This window comes from Vulcanimicrobium alpinum (genome assembly GCF_027923555.1).
Taxonomy (GTDB): Bacteria; Vulcanimicrobiota; Vulcanimicrobiia; order Vulcanimicrobiales; family Vulcanimicrobiaceae; genus Vulcanimicrobium; species Vulcanimicrobium alpinum.
On sequence record NZ_AP025523.1, the window covers coordinates 1,130,362 to 1,145,809 of the forward strand.

The 15,448-nt window shown below is 70.0% G+C and carries 14 protein-coding genes; 10 read left to right on the top strand and 4 right to left on the bottom strand.

Features of this window, described 5'->3' with window-relative positions; all coding sequences use genetic code 11:
• Positions 1-29 precede the first annotated feature (29 nt).
• The 5 genes from WPS_RS05610 (at position 30) to WPS_RS05630 (ending at position 6,880) form a co-directional block, all read left to right on the top strand.
• The gene (locus tag WPS_RS05610; RefSeq protein ID WP_317996868.1) at positions 30-4,133 is read left to right on the top strand and encodes a DEAD/DEAH box helicase; all 4,104 of its coding nucleotides are present in this window, start codon (positions 30-32) and stop codon (positions 4,131-4,133) included.
• Positions 4,134-4,163: 30 nt separating this feature from the next.
• Positions 4,164-4,511: a phosphotransferase gene (locus WPS_RS05615; RefSeq protein WP_405054933.1), complete on the top strand. Its 348-nt coding sequence runs from the start codon at positions 4,164-4,166 to the stop codon at positions 4,509-4,511.
• Positions 4,508-5,077: a phosphotransferase gene (locus WPS_RS05620; protein ID WP_317996870.1), complete on the top strand. Its 570-nt coding sequence runs from the start codon at positions 4,508-4,510 to the stop codon at positions 5,075-5,077. The genes WPS_RS05615 and WPS_RS05620 overlap by 4 nt, the downstream gene beginning before the upstream one ends.
• 77 nt (positions 5,078-5,154) lie before the next feature.
• Positions 5,155-6,153: an aldo/keto reductase gene (locus tag WPS_RS05625; RefSeq protein WP_317996871.1), complete on the top strand. Its 999-nt coding sequence runs from the start codon at positions 5,155-5,157 to the stop codon at positions 6,151-6,153.
• A gap of 13 nt (positions 6,154-6,166) precedes the next feature.
• Positions 6,167-6,880 carry a DUF2306 domain-containing protein gene (locus WPS_RS05630; RefSeq protein ID WP_317996872.1) on the top strand — a complete coding sequence of 238 codons (714 nt, stop codon included), beginning with the start codon at positions 6,167-6,169 and terminating at the stop codon, positions 6,878-6,880.
• On the opposite strand, the gene WPS_RS05635 is transcribed toward WPS_RS05630, so the two are convergent.
• Together WPS_RS05635 and WPS_RS05640 are read right to left on the bottom strand one after the other, a co-directional pair.
• Positions 6,811-7,446: a DJ-1/PfpI family protein gene (locus WPS_RS05635; protein WP_317996873.1), complete on the bottom strand. Its 636-nt coding sequence runs from the start codon at positions 7,444-7,446 to the stop codon at positions 6,811-6,813. The genes WPS_RS05630 and WPS_RS05635 overlap by 70 nt on opposite strands.
• A gap of 109 nt (positions 7,447-7,555) precedes the next feature.
• Positions 7,556-7,894 (bottom strand): zinc-ribbon domain containing protein, encoded by a 339-nt coding sequence (locus tag WPS_RS05640; protein WP_317996874.1) that lies wholly within the window; start codon positions 7,892-7,894, stop codon positions 7,556-7,558.
• Positions 7,895-8,399: 505 nt separating this feature from the next.
• On the opposite strand from WPS_RS05640, the gene infA reads away from it, so the two are divergent.
• The 4 genes from infA to WPS_RS05660 all read left to right on the top strand — a co-directional run bounded on the left by infA (position 8,400) and on the right by WPS_RS05660 (position 11,912).
• Positions 8,400-8,639, top strand: a complete 240-nt coding sequence (gene infA, locus WPS_RS05645; RefSeq protein WP_317997500.1) for a translation initiation factor IF-1 — start codon at positions 8,400-8,402, stop codon at positions 8,637-8,639.
• An 81-nt stretch (positions 8,640-8,720) separates the two neighbouring features.
• Positions 8,721-9,206: a GerMN domain-containing protein gene (locus tag WPS_RS05650; protein WP_317997501.1), complete on the top strand. Its 486-nt coding sequence runs from the start codon at positions 8,721-8,723 to the stop codon at positions 9,204-9,206.
• Positions 9,178-11,118, top strand: a complete 1,941-nt coding sequence (locus tag WPS_RS05655; protein ID WP_317996875.1) for an N-acetylmuramoyl-L-alanine amidase — start codon at positions 9,178-9,180, stop codon at positions 11,116-11,118. Before WPS_RS05650 ends, WPS_RS05655 begins: the two co-directional genes overlap by 29 nt.
• 14 nt (positions 11,119-11,132) lie before the next feature.
• Positions 11,133-11,912 (top strand): glutamate racemase, encoded by a 780-nt coding sequence (locus WPS_RS05660; protein ID WP_317996876.1) that lies wholly within the window; start codon positions 11,133-11,135, stop codon positions 11,910-11,912.
• A 4-nt stretch (positions 11,913-11,916) separates the two neighbouring features.
• Here the strand turns inward: WPS_RS05660 and WPS_RS05665 are convergent, their stop codons facing one another.
• A complete protein-coding gene (locus tag WPS_RS05665; RefSeq protein WP_317996877.1) occupies positions 11,917-12,819 on the bottom strand; it encodes an NYN domain-containing protein in 903 nt (300 codons plus the stop codon).
• Positions 12,820-12,849: 30 nt separating this feature from the next.
• Positions 12,850-13,470 carry a phosphatase PAP2 family protein gene (locus WPS_RS05670; RefSeq protein WP_317996878.1) on the bottom strand — a complete coding sequence of 207 codons (621 nt, stop codon included), beginning with the start codon at positions 13,468-13,470 and terminating at the stop codon, positions 12,850-12,852.
• Between the two features lie 39 nt (positions 13,471-13,509).
• Here WPS_RS05670 and dxs point away from each other — a divergent pair, with 39 nt between their 5' ends.
• Positions 13,510-15,396 carry a 1-deoxy-D-xylulose-5-phosphate synthase gene (gene dxs, locus WPS_RS05675; RefSeq protein WP_317996879.1) on the top strand — a complete coding sequence of 629 codons (1,887 nt, stop codon included), beginning with the start codon at positions 13,510-13,512 and terminating at the stop codon, positions 15,394-15,396.
• Positions 15,397-15,448: the final 52 nt, after the last annotated feature.

Consider the following 15,448-nt stretch of genomic DNA (forward strand, 5'->3'; position numbering starts at 1 on the left):
GTTGCGGGCGGGTTGAAGGCAGAACTGTGGTGGAGACGTTTCATCCGCTGGTCGCCGAGTGGTTTGCCGCCCGGCTCGGCGAGCCGACCGAACCGCAAGTCCACGGCTGGCCATTGATCCGCGCCGGCCGCGACGTGCTGATCTCGGCGCCGACCGGCTCGGGGAAGACCCTGGCGGCGTTCTCGATCTGCCTCGACGGCCTCGTCCGCCGCGCCGCCGCCGGCGAACTCCCCGACGAGACGCTGGTCGTTTACGTCTCGCCGCTCAAAGCGCTCACGAACGACGTCCGCAAGAATCTTGAATCGCCGCTGGCGGAACTGCTCGCGCTGGCCGCGCAGCGCGAGACCCCGCTGGCAAGGATCCGCACCGCGACGCGCACCGGGGACACGCCGCAAGCCGAACGCGCGCGCATGCTGCGCACGCCGCCGCATGTGCTCGTCACCACGCCGGAGTCGCTCTTCATCCTGCTCACGGCGGAAAAGTCGCGCGCACTCTTCGCGCACGTCGAAACCGTGATCGTCGACGAGATCCACGCGATGGCCGCGGACAAGCGCGGTTCCCACCTCGCGCTCACCCTCGCGCGCCTCGACGAGCTCGTCACCCGCGAAGGCGGCCGCGCACCGCAGCGCATCGGCCTCTCTGCGACGGTTCGCCCGCTCGAAACCGTTGCGCAATTCCTCAGCCCGAATCCCGAGATCGTCGACGTCGGTCATCGCCGCGCGATGACGCTGGCGGTCGAGGTGCCGCGCTACGAGCTCGGCCCGGTCGCGTCGACGGAGCTGTGGGCCGAAACCTACGACCGCATCGCCGACTTGGTGCGCGCGCATCGCACGACGCTGATCTTCGTGAGCACGCGCCGCATGAGCGAGCGGATCGCGTTTGCGCTCGCCTCGCGTCTGGGTGAAGGCGCCGTCCTCCCGCACCACGGCAGCCTCTCGCGCGAGCTGCGGTTCGACGCCGAGAACCGGTTGAAGAACGGCGAGCTGCGCGCGGTCGTCGCGACGGCCTCGCTCGAGCTCGGGATCGATATCGGATCGGTCGATCTCGTCGTGCAGATCGGCTCGCCGCGTGCGATCGCGGTCGCACTGCAGCGGGTCGGCCGGTCCGGGCATTGGGTCGGCGCGAAACCGGAAGGCCGCTTCTTCCCGACGACGCGCGACGAGCTGCTCGAATGCGCTGCGCTGGTTCGCGCGATCGGCAGCGGCGCGATGGACGCGCTGCGCATCCCCGATGCGCCGCTGGACATCCTCGCCCAGCAGATCGTCGCCGCCTGCGCCGCCGGCGAGTGGGAGGTCGACGCGCTCTTCGCCGCGGTGCGCCGCGCGTATCCGTACCGCTCGCTGACGCGTAAGGACTTCGACGACGTCGTGACCATGCTCGCCGACGGTCTGGCGACCTCGCGCGGACGCAGCGGCGCGTACCTCCACCTCGACCGCGTCAACGGGATCGTGCGCGCACGCCGCGGCGCGCGGATGGCGGCGATCACGTCGGGCGGCGCGATCCCCGAGACCGCCAACTACAACGTCGTCGTCGAACCCGACGGCCACGTCGTGGGAACCGTCGACGAAGACTTCGCCGTCGAGAGCATGGCCGGCGACATCTTTCTGCTCGGCACGACCTCGTGGCAGATCCGGCGCGTGGAGAGCGGCGTCGTGCGCGTTGTCGACGCGCAGGGCGCGCCGCCGTCGATCCCGTTCTGGAACGGCGAGTCGCCGGGCCGCACCCGCGAGCTCTCGCGTGAAGTCGCCGCCCTGCGCGAAGCGATCGACGAACGTGACGACGACGCCGCGATCGCGCTGCTCGAATCCGAGTGCGGCCTCGATCGCGCCGGCGCCGAGCAATGCGTCGCGTACCTGCGCGCCGGGCGGCTGATCCTGGGAACGGTGCCGACGCAGCGGACGCTGGTCGCCGAGCGATTCTTCGACGAAGCGGGTGGGATGCAGCTGATCCTGCACACGCCGTTCGGCGCGCGGATCAATCGCGCGTGGGGGCTGGCGCTGCGCAAGAAGTTCTGCCGCTCCTTCAACGTCGAACTGCAGGCGGCGGCGACCGACAACGGGATCTGCCTCTCGCTCACCGAGCAGCACGCGTTTCCGCTCGACGTCGTCTTCGAATACGTCAAGTCGGCCGGGGTCGAATACACGCTCACGCAGGCGCTGCTCGACGCGCCGATGTTCGGCGCACGGTGGCGCTGGAACGCGACGCGCGCGCTCGCGATCCTGCGCATGCGGGGCGGGAAGAAGGTCGCGCCGCAGCTGCAGCGGATGCGCGCCGAGGACCTGATGGCCGCGGTGTTTCCCGACCAAGTCGCGTGCGCGGAGAACTTGAGCGGTCCGATCTGCATCCCCGATCACGTCCTCGTCCGCGAGACGATCGATAACTGTCTGCACGAGGCGATGGATCTCGACGGGCTCACGGAGGTGCTGCAGGGGATCGAGAGCGGCGCGATCCGCACGGTCGCGGTCGACACGCCGGAGCCCTCGCCGTTCTGTCACGAGATCCTCAACGCGAACCCGTACGCATACCTCGACGATGCTCCGCTCGAGGAGCGGCGCGCGCGCGCCGTGACCCTGCGCCGCACGCTCCGCACCGATCCCGAAGCCGGTGCCGGGATTCTCGATCCCGCGGCGATCGCGGAGGTCGTCGAGTCGTCGCATCCGCTGGTGCGCGATGCCGACGAACTCCACGACGCGCTGGCGACGCTCGTAATCGTCCCGCCGAATCCGGAGTGGACCGGCTGGTACGACGAACTCGTCGCCCAGCGCCGCGCGACGACGCTCGATACCGGCGGCGCAGCGTTCTGGACCAGCGCCGAGCGGCTTGCCGTCGCGCGCCTCGCGTATCCCGACGCGGCGTGCGCGCCGGAGATCGCGGCGATCGCCGCGGCGCCGCTGCCTCCGACGCGTGAAGAGGCGTTCGCCGAGATCGTGCGCGGCTGGCTCGAGTCGAGCGGCCCGACCACGATTCCGGAGCTGTGCAGCCGGTTCGCCGTCGATGCCGCGGCGGTCGAAGCGGCGTTGCTGCGCATTGAATCCGAAGGCCAAGTGCTGCGCGGACGGTTCCGCGGCGGCGACGTCGAGGAGTGGTGCAATCGACGCGTGCTCGCGCGCATCCATCGCCTCACGCTGGGGATGCTGCGGCGCGAGATCGAGCCGGTCACCACCGCTGACTACGTGCGCTTCGTCCACCGCTGGCAGCACGTCGCGCCCGGATCGCGTCTGCACGGCGTCGACGGGACGATGCACGTGATCGTGCAGCTCGAAGGCTACGAGATCCCGGCGGCCGCGTGGGAGGCGTCGATCCTGCCGGCGCGCGTCGCGGGGTACAAGCGCGAGTACCTCGATCAGTTATGCTACGCCGGCGACGTGATGTGGGGAAGGCTCTCGCCGCATCCGGCGCTGGCGCCCGGCGAGTCGCCGGCGGAGCGGCGCCGCCGCATCCGGCCGACGAAGCTTGCGCCGATCGCGCTGTTCGCGCGCGAAGACGCCGAGTCGCTCGTCGTGCGCGACGCGCACGACGATGCGGCGCTCTCGCACGCCGCGCGCGAGGTGCTCGACGCGATCGCCAGGCGCGGCGCACCGTTCTTCGCCGACATCGTGCGCGAAACGAAACGGCTGCCGAGCGAAGTGGAAGAAGCGCTCTGGCAGCTCGTCGCCGCGGGGCTCGTCACCGCCGACGGATTCGATGCGCTGCGGTCGCTGATCGACGCGAAGCGCCGGCTCGGCGACAAAGGGCTGCGCGCGCGCCCGCGCTCCTCGAGCGGTCGCTGGACGCTGCTGTCCTCCGAAACGGAACGGATCGAGCCCGAGACGTTCGCGCGGCGCCTGCTCGCGCGGTGGGGCGTCGTGTTCCGCGACATCGTCAAGCGCGAGACGCTCGCGCCGCCGTGGCGCGAGGTCCTCGTCGCGCTGCGCCGGATGGAAGCGCGCGGCGAGATCCGCGGCGGCCGTTTCATCACCGGCTACGCCGGCGAACAGTTCGCGCTCCCCGACGCGATCGAAGCGCTCCGCGCCGCACGCCGCAGCGCGACCGACGCCGACGTCGTCGACGTCTCCGACTACGATCCGCTGAAGATCGCTGCCTCGCTCCTCCCCGGCGCCCCGCCCCGCCCCCTCGCCGTCGCATCACGCTGAACACGCTGTCACGCTGAGTTCAGGGTGACAATGTCGAGCCGGCTGCAGTGGACGCCTGAGATCACCGTATCCGCCGAGCTTGCGCGCGGACTCGTTGCGGCGCAGTTTCCCGCGCTCGCTCACGCACCGCTCGCGCCGTTCGGAAACGGCTGGGACAATACGGCGTTTCTCGTCGGCGACGTCGTCTTTCGCTTTCCTCGCCGCACGATCGCCGTGCCGCTGCTCGAACGCGAGATCGCGATCCTCCCGTTGCTCGCACCGTTGCTGCCGGCCGCGATCCCAGTCCCGAGCTACACGGGCGTCGCAAGTGACGCGTACCCTGGCCCTTCGCCGGGTATGACCGGATCGCCGGAACGACGCTGTGCCGCGCGAGCGTGACGGGCGCCGCGCTCCCCGCGCAGCTCGGCGCGTTTCTTCGCGCCTTGCACGCGATCGATCCGGGCTCGCCGATCGCTGCGCGGCTTCCGACCGATGCGATCGGCCGCCTCGATCACCGCAAGCGATTCCCCATGGCCGTCGAGCGGCTGCGCAGCCTGCACGACACGGGACGGATCGACGATCCCGCACCGCTGATCGCGTCGCTTGCGTCGATTGCGCCGCAGCCGGGCGAAGGCGCGCTGCACGTCGTTCACGGCGATCTCTACGCGCGACACCTCGTCGTCGACGACGGCGGGGCGCTGCGCGGGGTGATCGATTGGGGGGATCTGCACCTCGGCGATCCTGCTCTCGATCTCGCCGCCGCCGAGATGCTCTTCGAGCCCGCACAACGCGCCGAGTTCGACATCGGGTACGGGTCTGTCGATGCGCGCTCGCGCGAACGCGCGCGCTGGCGCGGGATCTATCACGCGGCGATGACGGCCGACTACGGGCTGCGCATCGACGACGAGCCGCTCGCCGCGGCGAGCCTCGCGGCGCTCCGGCGGCTGCGTCGCTTGCCGGTGTGATTGCGGCGGCCCTTCGACGAGTTCAGGGTGACGGGGTAGGATGGGAACCCGCGCGGCGGACGCGAACGCGTGCGCCGATGCATACCGTGCGGCTCGGCCGAACCGGCCTGAAGATCTCCGAGATTTGCCTGGGCACGATGACCTTCGGCCTGCAGACCGATCGCGAGGAAGCGTTCGGGATCATGGACGTCGCCGCCGAGGCCGGGATCGATTTCATCGACGTCGCCGACGTCTACCCCGTCGGCGGGACGCTGGAGACGGTCGGCCGCACGGAAGAGATCGTCGGCGCGTGGCTGGCGGGGAAGCGCGACCGTTTCGTCGTCGCGACCAAGGCGTACAACCCGATGGGCCCCGGCCCCAACGATACCGGCCTCTCGCGACGGCACGTCATCGCCGCCTGCGACGCGTCGCTGCGGCGCCTGCAGACCGACTACATCGACCTCTACTACACCCACCGCTGGGACGCGCAGACGCCGATCGACGAGACGCTCGGCGCGCTCGACGACCTGCGCCGCGCCGGGAAGATCCGCTACGCCGGGTGCAGCAACATCGCGGCTTGGCAGATGATGGAGGCGCTGTGGACCGCCGACCGCGCCGGAACGGTGCGCTACGATGCCGTCCAGCCGCGCTACAACCTGCTCTACCGCGCGATCGAGAACGAACTGCTTCCCGCCGCGCGCGAGTACGGCGTCGGCAGCGTCGTCTTCAACCCGCTCGCCGGCGGGATGCTCACCGGCAAGTACAAGCGCGGCGAAGCGCCGCGCCAAGGGACGCGCTTCGCACTCGGCACCGCCGCCGCGCTCTATCAGGCGCGCTACTGGCAGGACGAGCAGATCGACGTGGTCACGCGGCTCGCCGCCGACCTGGCGTCGCGGGGCAAATCGATCACGCACGTCGCGCTCAAGTGGGTCCTCGAGCAGCCCTACGTGACCGCCGCGATCGTCGGTGCCAGCAGGGCCGAGCAACTGCGCGATTCGCTGCGCGCGCTCGACCTGACGCTCGACGAGCGCGACCGCCGCGCCTGCGACGACGCCTGGTACGCGCTCCCGCGGCGCCGTCCCGAGGACGAACGCTGAACGGCGGCCGACCGTGACCTGGCTGCACGTCGCCGCGGGCGCGTTCGTCCTGGCGATCACGCCGGCGGCGCTCTTCGTCCCGCTCGGCGGCCGCTGGCATCGCCGCATCGGCGCGGCGTTCGCGATCGCGATGGGGATCGTGCTCATCAGTGCGCTCTTCATGTGGCAGCCGAAGGGTCACGTCTTTCTCTTCGCGCTCGTGTTCGTCAGCGCGTACCTGATCTACAACGGCGTGCGCGTCGTCGAACGCCGCCGGCGCCGTGCGCGCGATCCGCTCGACGACGGCGTCGACGCCGCCTCCGCGGCCGTCGCTGCGCTCAGCGGCGTGTGGCTGTTCGGGCTCGCTGCGACCGCCGCGACCGACGAGATGCGCAGCCTCGTTCCGGTGCTCTACGGCTTGGGTGCGATCGCGATCGCGTTCGCGCTCAATGACGTGCACGGCCTGATCCGCGGGCGTCGCCAGCGCATCGGCTGGCTGCTCGCGCACCTCAGCGCGATGCTCTCCGCCTACGTGTCGGGCGTGACGGCGTTCGTCGTCATCAACGCGCACCACGTCCCGATGCTGCTGCGCTGGAGCGTTCCGATCGGCCTGGGGACGCTGGTGATCACCGCGTACTCGATCCGCTACCGGCTCGCGGCCGCGAAGGCGAACCGGCGCTACCGCGCGCGCGCGCCTTCGATCTCGGCGAGCGTCCCGGGCGAGATCCAGATCGACGTGGTGCGCTGATATTCGAGCACCCGGGCGATCGACTGCGCGAGCGGTGCTCCGAAGAAGCGTTCCACCAGCCAAAGCGCCAGATCGATCCCGTGGGTGACGCCGCCGGACGTCACGAGGTCGCCGTCGTCGACGACGTGGGCGTCGACGATCGTGGCGCCGGTCGCCCGCAGATCGCCCATCGCGCCCCGGTGCGTCGTCGCCGGACGGTTTCCCAGCACGCCCGCAGCCGCGACGGCCATCGCACCGGTGCAGACCGACGCGATCGTCGCGCCCGCCCGATGCGCCTCCGCGATCAACCGCGGGAGCTCGCCCCGCGCGATCTCGCTGCGTACGCCGCGCGCGTCGCCGCTCACCCAGCCGCCCCCGGGGACGATCAGGATCTGGGGCGCATCGCCGAGCGGTCCGCCGGCGGAGAACGGCAGACCGTAGCCGCCGAGGATGTCGCGCTCGCCGCTGACCGACGCGATCCGTACCGAGATCCCCGGGCGCTGCTGCGCGGCGCGCGCGAAGACCTCGAACGGTCCAACCAGATCGAGTTCGTCGACGCCATCGAAGGCTAGGATGGCGATGGTCACGGGCGCCTGTCTGCGCTGGTGCGGAACGGTTGTCCTGGCACCTCCGGGCACAAAAAGGCCCGGGACGATGTCCCGGGCCTCGCTGCCGGTGGTGGGGCCGGCGGTTGGGTTAGCGGTAGGACTGGCGCTGCGAGAAGCAGTCGCGGCAGTAGACCGGCTTGTCGCCCCGCGGCTGGAACGGCACTTCGGCAACTTTGCCGCAGCCGCTGCAGGTCGCCTGGAACATCTCACGCGCCGGACGGCTGCCGCCGTATCCGCCGCCCGAGTAGGACGAGCCGCCTCCGCCGCCGCCGGATCCGGCGCGCTGGCTCTTGCGAGCGGCGCGGCAGTCGGGGCAACGGTTGGGCTTGTTCGTGAAGCCCTTCGCAGCAAAGAACTCTTGTTCTCCGGCCGAGAAGGTGAAGGGGGCATTGCAGTCGGTGCAATTCAGCTGTTCGTCAGTGTACATCGATGGATAGACTCCGGCGTCGGGGGTGTGAAGACGTGCGATGTACCTGCTCAGAAGAACGCGATGAGCGCCAGACCACGGGACATGACTCGTACTCTCAGCCGGACGAAAGACGCCTCGTGTTCGTCCGGCTCGACCACCATAACACATTCCGCGACAAAAGGGTGCAAACGCATCCCATGCCTGCGGAAGGGGGCGGTTCCTTGCTAGTGCTTCTCCTCCCTGTCGAAGAGGTAGTCCCAGGTGAAGCCGGCTGCGACGCCGACCATGCCGAATACGATTGCCGAGGTGATCATTCCGGTCCCTACGACCGGGCCCGCCGCCGAGGAGTTCCTTTGCAGGCGGCGCCGTGCGCGGCGGAGCGGAGCACCACGGCAGCCGGGCGGCGAATCCAACTGCCTCGGCGAACGCGTCCCAAGCACACGAACCATTCCACCCCATAGAAGGAGTCCGTATTCCCCCTCCGCGCCGACGGCGGGGCGGCGGCAAGAAACGCCGCGAGCCCCTGACCCCCGTCCAAAAAGAAGACACTCTGAGCCTGGTCGGCCGCGTCGTCGAGACGTTCCCCAGTTCGACGTTCAAAGTCGAATTGGAAAACGGTCACACGATCCTGGCGAGTCTGGCCGGTCGCCTGCGGCGATTCCGCATCCGCATCACGCCCGGTGACGACGTCGACGTCGAGCTCTCGCCGTACGATCTCACCCGCGGCCGCATCACCTATCGCCGTCAGGGCCGTAACGCCTAACACACCGCGTTTTCCCTGAACGGAACTTTTTCCGCATTGCGCGAACGTTCGTATTCCAAGATGCGAACGTCGCGCGCCTTGGTGCTGACCGTTCTGTTCGTCGTTGCGATCGGTGCGGCATGGTGGTTCACTCACCGTGCGTCCTCGACCGTGGGCGACACGATCACGGTGTATTACACGAAAGCCGACGGGACGACGCTCGCGCCGTGGCAGGTCACGCTTGGCCCGGCACGCGACCGGGCGAGCGTCGCATTCTATGCCGCGACCCAAACCGTCGCCGGACCGCCGTCGAATATCGAAGCGGTGCGCTTCCCGCCGGGAACGCGCGTGCGGGCCGTCGACGTTACCGATGCAATAGCGGACGTCGATCTCTCGCGCGAAGTCGCCGGTTCGTCGCCCGAAGGCAGTTTTGCCGAAGCGGCGGAGTTCAAAGCACTCGTGTGGACCCTCACGCAGCCTGCGCTCGGCGTCACGTCGGTGAAGGTGCGCGTGGACGGTGTTCGCGTCGCGACGCTTCCCGGAGGTCACCTGGAACTCGATGGCCCGCTCACGCGATCGTCGTTCTAGCCTTCCCGTCTTCGCAGCGCTGCTGCTGGCGGCGTTCGCCGCCTGCGCGCTGCCTGCGCGCGCCCAGGAACGCGCGCCGCTGCTGTGGTTTCAGGGAACGCGCCTCATCTTCGAACACGCCGTCGCGCAGAACGGCGATCTCGCCGTCGCTGCCCGCGATCCCGGGACGGTGCGCTTCCTCGAACGGCTCGGCGCGCACGTCTCGTACCAGCCGCAGCAGCGCTACGTCGTCGTCACCGCGCAGGATCGCCGCACGATCGTCTTTACGCTCGGCGATCCGTCGTATCTGATCGCCGGCGTGCGCGCGCGCGCGCCGTTTGCGCCGTTCGACGACAACGGCGATGCGGTGCTTCCGTTCTACGCGCTGGCCCGGGCGCTCTACGTCGAGCCGGTCGCCGACGCCGGCGGCGAGACGGTGCTGCAGCCGCGCATCGGCGCGCTCGACGTGCGCAGCGACGGCGGCCGCACGATCGTGACGGTGCGCGGCGCGATGCCGCTGCTGGCGACGACCAACGCCGACACGCCGGACCGCGTGCAGATCTCGTTCACCGGGCAGGGCGCGTCGGTCGCGCCCTCGCGCGGCGGCCCCGGCTCGCAGCTCGCCGGGATCGACGTCGCCGTGAACGGCTCGCCGCGCGTGCCGACGACGACGCTGACGCTCTCCGGCGCGCCCGGTACGACGCACCGCGTCGTCCCCGGCGCGTCGCCGACGACCTACGCGGTGGTCTTCGAAGGGGGCGCCGTCGCGCAGAACCCTGCGGTTCCGCCGCCGCCGTTCCCCGGTCCGGCGGACTCGCCGCCGCCGACGCCGCAGCCGGGGCCGACGATCGTCGCGCCGATCGTCGCCGGCCGCGCCACCGTCACCGATCTCACCATCGGTCCGGGGAGCGACGACACGCTCGCGGTGCGCGTCGCGCTCAGCGGCGCCGTGCGCTACGAATGGCATCGCCTGCTCGATCACCGCTGGTACGTCGATCTCGCCAATACGACGCTCAGCGGCCCCGGGCGCGACGAGCGGCCGTCGTTCGGGAGCGTCCAGTCGGTGCGCGTACGGCAGATCGGGACGACCGATGCACCCGCGGTCCGCATCGCGTTCACGATGACCGGCGATCAGCGCGTCGACGTGCAACCGTCCGATAACGGCCTCGCGATCGCGGTGGCGAACGCGCCGTCGCCGGATCTCGCGCGCACCGGGGTCGGCGCGACCGGCGGTCCGCCGGTGGCGCAGAGCGCGGCGACGCCGGATCCGGCTTCCAGCGACGCGCCGTGGAAGTTCGCGCCCGGCAACGGCTCGCGCATCATCGTGCTCGATCCCGGTCACGGCGGCTCGGACACGGGGACCGCGCACAACAACCTGGTCGAGAAGGACCTGACGCTCGACATCGCGCGCCGTCTGCGCGCGCTGCTGACCGCGCAGGGCTGGACGGTGCGGATGACGCGCGATTCGGACATCGACCCGGTCAGTCAGGACAATCTGAGCAAGATGCGCGCCGACGGACTGGCCAATCCCGACGACCGCGCGTATCTGCAGACGCGCTGCGACACCGCGAACAACGTGAACGCGCGGCTGTTCATCAGCATCCACATCAACAGCGCGCCGTTCGCCGGCGCGAAAGGGACGACGTTCTATTGGTACAAGCCGCAGGACGCCGCGTTCGCTCAGGCGCTCGAGCGCAGCGTGATCCCGCTCGCGGGGACGCAAGACGACGGCACGCGGCACGAGAACTTCTACGTGGTGCGTCACACGACGATGCCCTCGGTGCTGATCGAAACGGCGTTCGTCACCAATCCCGACGACGTCGCGCTGCTGCGTTCGCCGTCGTTCCTGCAGAACGTCGCCCAGGGGATCGCCAACGGGGTGAAAGCATACGCCGGCGCGCCGGGCGCACAGCCGCTGAGCCTGCGGCAGTGAGCGCGGCGTAGCGCGTGCTCGGGCTTTACGACTCCGGCCTCGGCGGCTTGACGGTTCTCGCGGCGCTGCGCGCGGCGGGGATCGATCAGGACGTCGTCTACTTCGCCGATCAGGCGCACGTGCCGTACGGAGACAAGACCGACGCGCAGATCCACGGCTATCTCGGCGAGAACCTCGCGCTGCTGCGCGATCACGGCGTCGACGCCGTCGTCACGGCGTGCAACACGAGCTGCGCCGTCGCGGGCAAGCTCGGCTGGCCGGCGACGACGCTGCCGGTGCTCGATCTCATCGCCACAGCCGGGGCGTCACTCGCGCAGACGCCGCACCGGCGGATCGCGGTCGTCGCGACGGCTGCGACGGTGCGCAGCGGCGCGTACGCGCGCGCGATCGCGGCCCACGCGCCGCACGTCGAGGTCGTCGAACGCGCAGCGCCGGCGCTGGTGCCGCTGGTCGAAGCCGGCGCCGCTGAGAGCGATGACGCACGCGCCGCCGTCTTCGCGGTCGCCGCGACGCTTCCGGAGGTCGACGCGATCGTCTACGGCTGCACCCACTACCCGCTGCTCGACCGCTGGTTCGCCGATGCGCTCGGCGCGGCCGTGATCCGAATCGATCCGGCGCAGGCGCAAGCGGAGGCCGCGCGCGCGCTCGTCGCGCGGCTCGGGCTCACACCGGGCGCGGGGACGACGACCTACTACACCAACGGCGATCCCGCGGCGTTCGATGCCGGCGTGCGGCGCCTCGGCGGCGGCGCCGGCCGCGTCCTCTCGCTCATCGCACCGTACGCGTCGCGCTGAGCCCTCAGCCGGACGCGTCCGTCGCGTGCGCGTTGCCGTTCGCATGCACCGCCGCGGCGTCGGCGGCCGTTTCCGGTGCGAAAGCGTCTCCGTTGGTCTCGCCGTCGTCGCCCGGCGCACCGCCGGCCGCGAGCGCGCGCAGCGCGTCGACGAACTGCTCGCGCAGCGGGATCCGCTCGTGCGGTTCGATCGTGCGGCCGAGCGCCGTGTTCAGCGCTTTCATCAGGCGCAGGTTCACGTCGGGCGGAAGGCGCCGCACGCGGTCCCACGTCTCGACGATCGTCGGGAGACGTTCCTCGATCGCCGGCGCGAGCGTCGCCGCGATCTCGGCGATCTGTTCGCCGGTTGCCGGCGGCGCGGCCGCGCGCTCCGTCGTCAGCGCGATCCACGGCGCGACCACACCTTCGGCCCATTCGTGACAGACGTCGGCTTCGAAGCGCAGCTTCTCCGACTGGGTGCGGTGGACATCGATCCCGAGCAGATGCAGACGCACGCCGAATGCCTGCGCCGTCTGCACGCCGACGAGGATGTCTTCGTCGCCCGAGACCAGGATCGCGGCGTCGATCGCGCGATTGCGCGCTAGCTCGGAGAGATCGTGGACGATCAGCGCGTCGACGCCTTTCTGCTCGCCGTAGGCGTTGACGGTCCCCAGCCGCAGCTTCACGTCGCTGGTCGCCGCGACGCGCGCCTGTTCCGCCGTCCGGCCCGCCAGCGGCGCGCCGTCGTACCAGTAGATGCGGATCAGGCGCGCGCCGCCGCCGTCGAGCGCGGCGACCTCGCGCTTGAGTTCGCGCACGACCGCCTCGACGTTGAGGCTGAGGCGGATCCGCGGATGGTTCGTGCCGTAGCGCGCCGCGCAGGCGAGCGCGTAGAGATAGACGGCATCGACGAAAACCGCAACGTTCATCAGGTGTTTCCTAGCGCGCCGCGCGCGCGGTCAAACGACGTGAAAAAAGCGAAAGAACACTAACGTCGTCACCAGCGCGAGCAGCGTGCCGGCCACCACTTGGAGGACGGTGTGCGCGCGCAGGTACACCCGGGACCAGCCGACGATCGGGATGAGGGCGTAGAACGGAGCAGGCTTTTCGCCGTAGAGCACGGTGAGCGCGACCAGGGGAGCGGTGATCCCCAGAGCGTGCGTCGAGATCTTCCAGTACCGCGTGATCCATTGGACGACCAGCGCGCTCGCCGCGTAGCCGGCCATCGAAGCCGTCATAATGACCGGCGCGCGGATGAGCCACAGATCGAGCGCCCCTGCCGCGTAGAAGATCACGAACGCGATGAAGACGCGCTCGCGTTCCTCGCGGATCGACATGTCGAGATCGGAGATCCGGTCGGTCGCGTAGAGGTAGAAGATGAACAACATCGGCCCGATCGAGGTGAAGAACGCGCTGTTGAAGAGCAGCACCCAGAAATCGGTCGGGCCGTTCGAGCGCGCCCCGGCGAGGATCACGAAGAGCGCGAGCGAGGTGAGAAACGGGTTGCAGACCGTGGAGAAGATCCGGGCGACGTCGGTCCAGACACGCTTGCGGACGCGGATCGGGGTAGGGGCCTGCACGGGGACGGGCCTTCGGCTGCTGTCGTCGAACACCCCCGGATGATCCTGGAACGCATCGCCTCGCCGGCCGACGTGAAGCGGCTGCCGCGTCCCGAGCTCGATCAGCTCGCACGCGAGATACGCGAGACGCTGATCCGCGTGTGCGCCGCCAACGGCGGCCATCTGGCGCCGAACCTGGGCGTCGTCGAGCTGACGTTGGCGCTGCACCGCGTGCTCGAACTCCCGCGCGACGTCGTGGTCTGGGACGTGAGCCACCAGAGCTACGTGCACAAGCTGCTGACGGGCCGCGCCGGCCGCTTCGAGACCCTGCGTCAGGCCGGCGGGATCAGCGGCTTCGCGATGCGCACCGAATCCGAGTACGACCAGTTCGGCGCAGGTCACGCGTCGACGGCGATCTCGGCGGCGCTCGGAATGGCAACCGCGCGCGATCTCAAAGGCGGCAGCGAGACCGTCGTCGCGGTGATCGGTGACGGCGCGATGACCGGCGGCCTCGCCTACGAGGCGATCAACAACGCCGGGCTGCTCAAATCCAACTTCATCGTCATCCTCAACGACAACGAGATGTCGATCGCGCCCAACGTCGGCTCGATCGCCTCCTATCTGGGCGTCCTGCGCTCGAAGCCGTTCTTCACCTGGGGCCGCGAGGTCACCAAAGGCGTGCTCGACCACGTCCCGCTCGGCGGGACGGCGCGCAAGGCGCTCTCCACCGCCGAACTCGCCGCGATGCGCTTCGTCTCGCCCGAGCACAAGGCGCCGGTGATCTTCGAGGAGATGGGCTTCCGCTACATCGGTCCGGTCGACGGTCACGATCTCGACACGCTGATCGACGTCATCTCCAACGCGCGGAAGATCGGCGGTCCGGTGCTGCTGCACGTGAAGACCGTCAAAGGGAAAGGTTACGACATCGCGGAGGGCGACAGCCGCACCTTCCACGGCGTCGGCCCCGGCGTCTACCACCCCGACGAAGGGAAGCTCGAGAAGAAGGCCGCGCGCATCACCTTTGCGCAGGCGTTCGCCGACGCGCTGATCGCCGCGGCGCAGCGCGATCCGCGCGTCATCGGGATCACCGCCGCGATGCCCGACGGGACGGGACTCGCGAAGTTCGCCAAGGCGTTCCCGTCGCGCTACTTCGACGTCGGGATCGCCGAGGCGCACGCGGTCTGTTTCGGCGCCGGCGCCTCGACGCGCGGGATCCGCCCGGTCGCCGCGATCTATTCGACGTTCCTGCAGCGCGCGTACGACCAGATCGTCCACGACGTCGCGATCCAGCAGCTCCCGGTCGTCTTCGCGATGGACCGCGCGGGATTCGTCGGCGACGACGGTCCGACGCACATGGGCCTCTACGACGTCGCGTACCTGCGCACGCTCCCCGGGATCACGATCATGGCGCCGCGCAACGAATACGAGGTCGGCCCGATGCTCGATCTCGCGCTGACCCTCGACGGACCGGCCGCGATCCGCTACCCGCGCGGGTCGACCAGCGGCAAGCACGACGAGCCGCTCGCGCCGCTGGTGCTCGGACGCGCCGAGGTCCTGCGCGAAGGGAGCGACGTCGCGATCCTTGCGCTGGGGAACACCGTCGACGTCGCCCTCGACGCCTACGAACTCCTCGACGCCGACGGCGTGCGGCCGACGGTGGTGAACGCGCGCTTCGTCGCGCCGCTCGACGAGACGCTGCTCATCGAGCTCGCGGAGACGCATCACCGCTTCATCACGCTCGAAGAGCACAGTCTCGCCGGCGGCTTCGGCTCGGCGGTCGTCGAGTTTCTGAGCGACCGCGGGATCGTTGCGGCGGTCGAACGGATCGGGGTCCCCAACGTGCTCGTCCAGCATGCGAGCCAAGCCGCGCAGCGCGCGCAGGTCGGGCTCTCCGCGGAGAACGTCGCCGCTCGGGTCCGCACGCTGACCCCGTCCCAGACCGCGTAGAACAGGGATTTTCGCGGACCGGCGCCAAGCCCCGGCGGTTCTTTTGAAGGAG

Excerpts from the sequence above, each read along its gene's own strand:
- dxs (WP_317996879.1), top strand. The coding sequence starts at position 13,510 with ATGATCCTGGAACGCATCGCCTCGCCGGCCGACGTGAAGCGGCTGCCG.
- WPS_RS05655 (WP_317996875.1), top strand. The coding sequence starts at position 9,178 with ATGGCCCGCTCACGCGATCGTCGTTCTAGCCTTCCCGTCTTCGCAGCG.
- WPS_RS05625 (WP_317996871.1), top strand. The coding sequence starts at position 5,155 with ATGCATACCGTGCGGCTCGGCCGAACCGGCCTGAAGATCTCCGAGATT.
- WPS_RS05640 (WP_317996874.1), bottom strand. The coding sequence starts at position 7,894 with ATGTACACTGACGAACAGCTGAATTGCACCGACTGCAATGCCCCCTTC.
- WPS_RS05615 (WP_405054933.1), top strand. The coding sequence starts at position 4,164 with ATGTCGAGCCGGCTGCAGTGGACGCCTGAGATCACCGTATCCGCCGAG.
- WPS_RS05665 (WP_317996877.1), bottom strand. The coding sequence starts at position 12,819 with ATGAACGTTGCGGTTTTCGTCGATGCCGTCTATCTCTACGCGCTCGCC.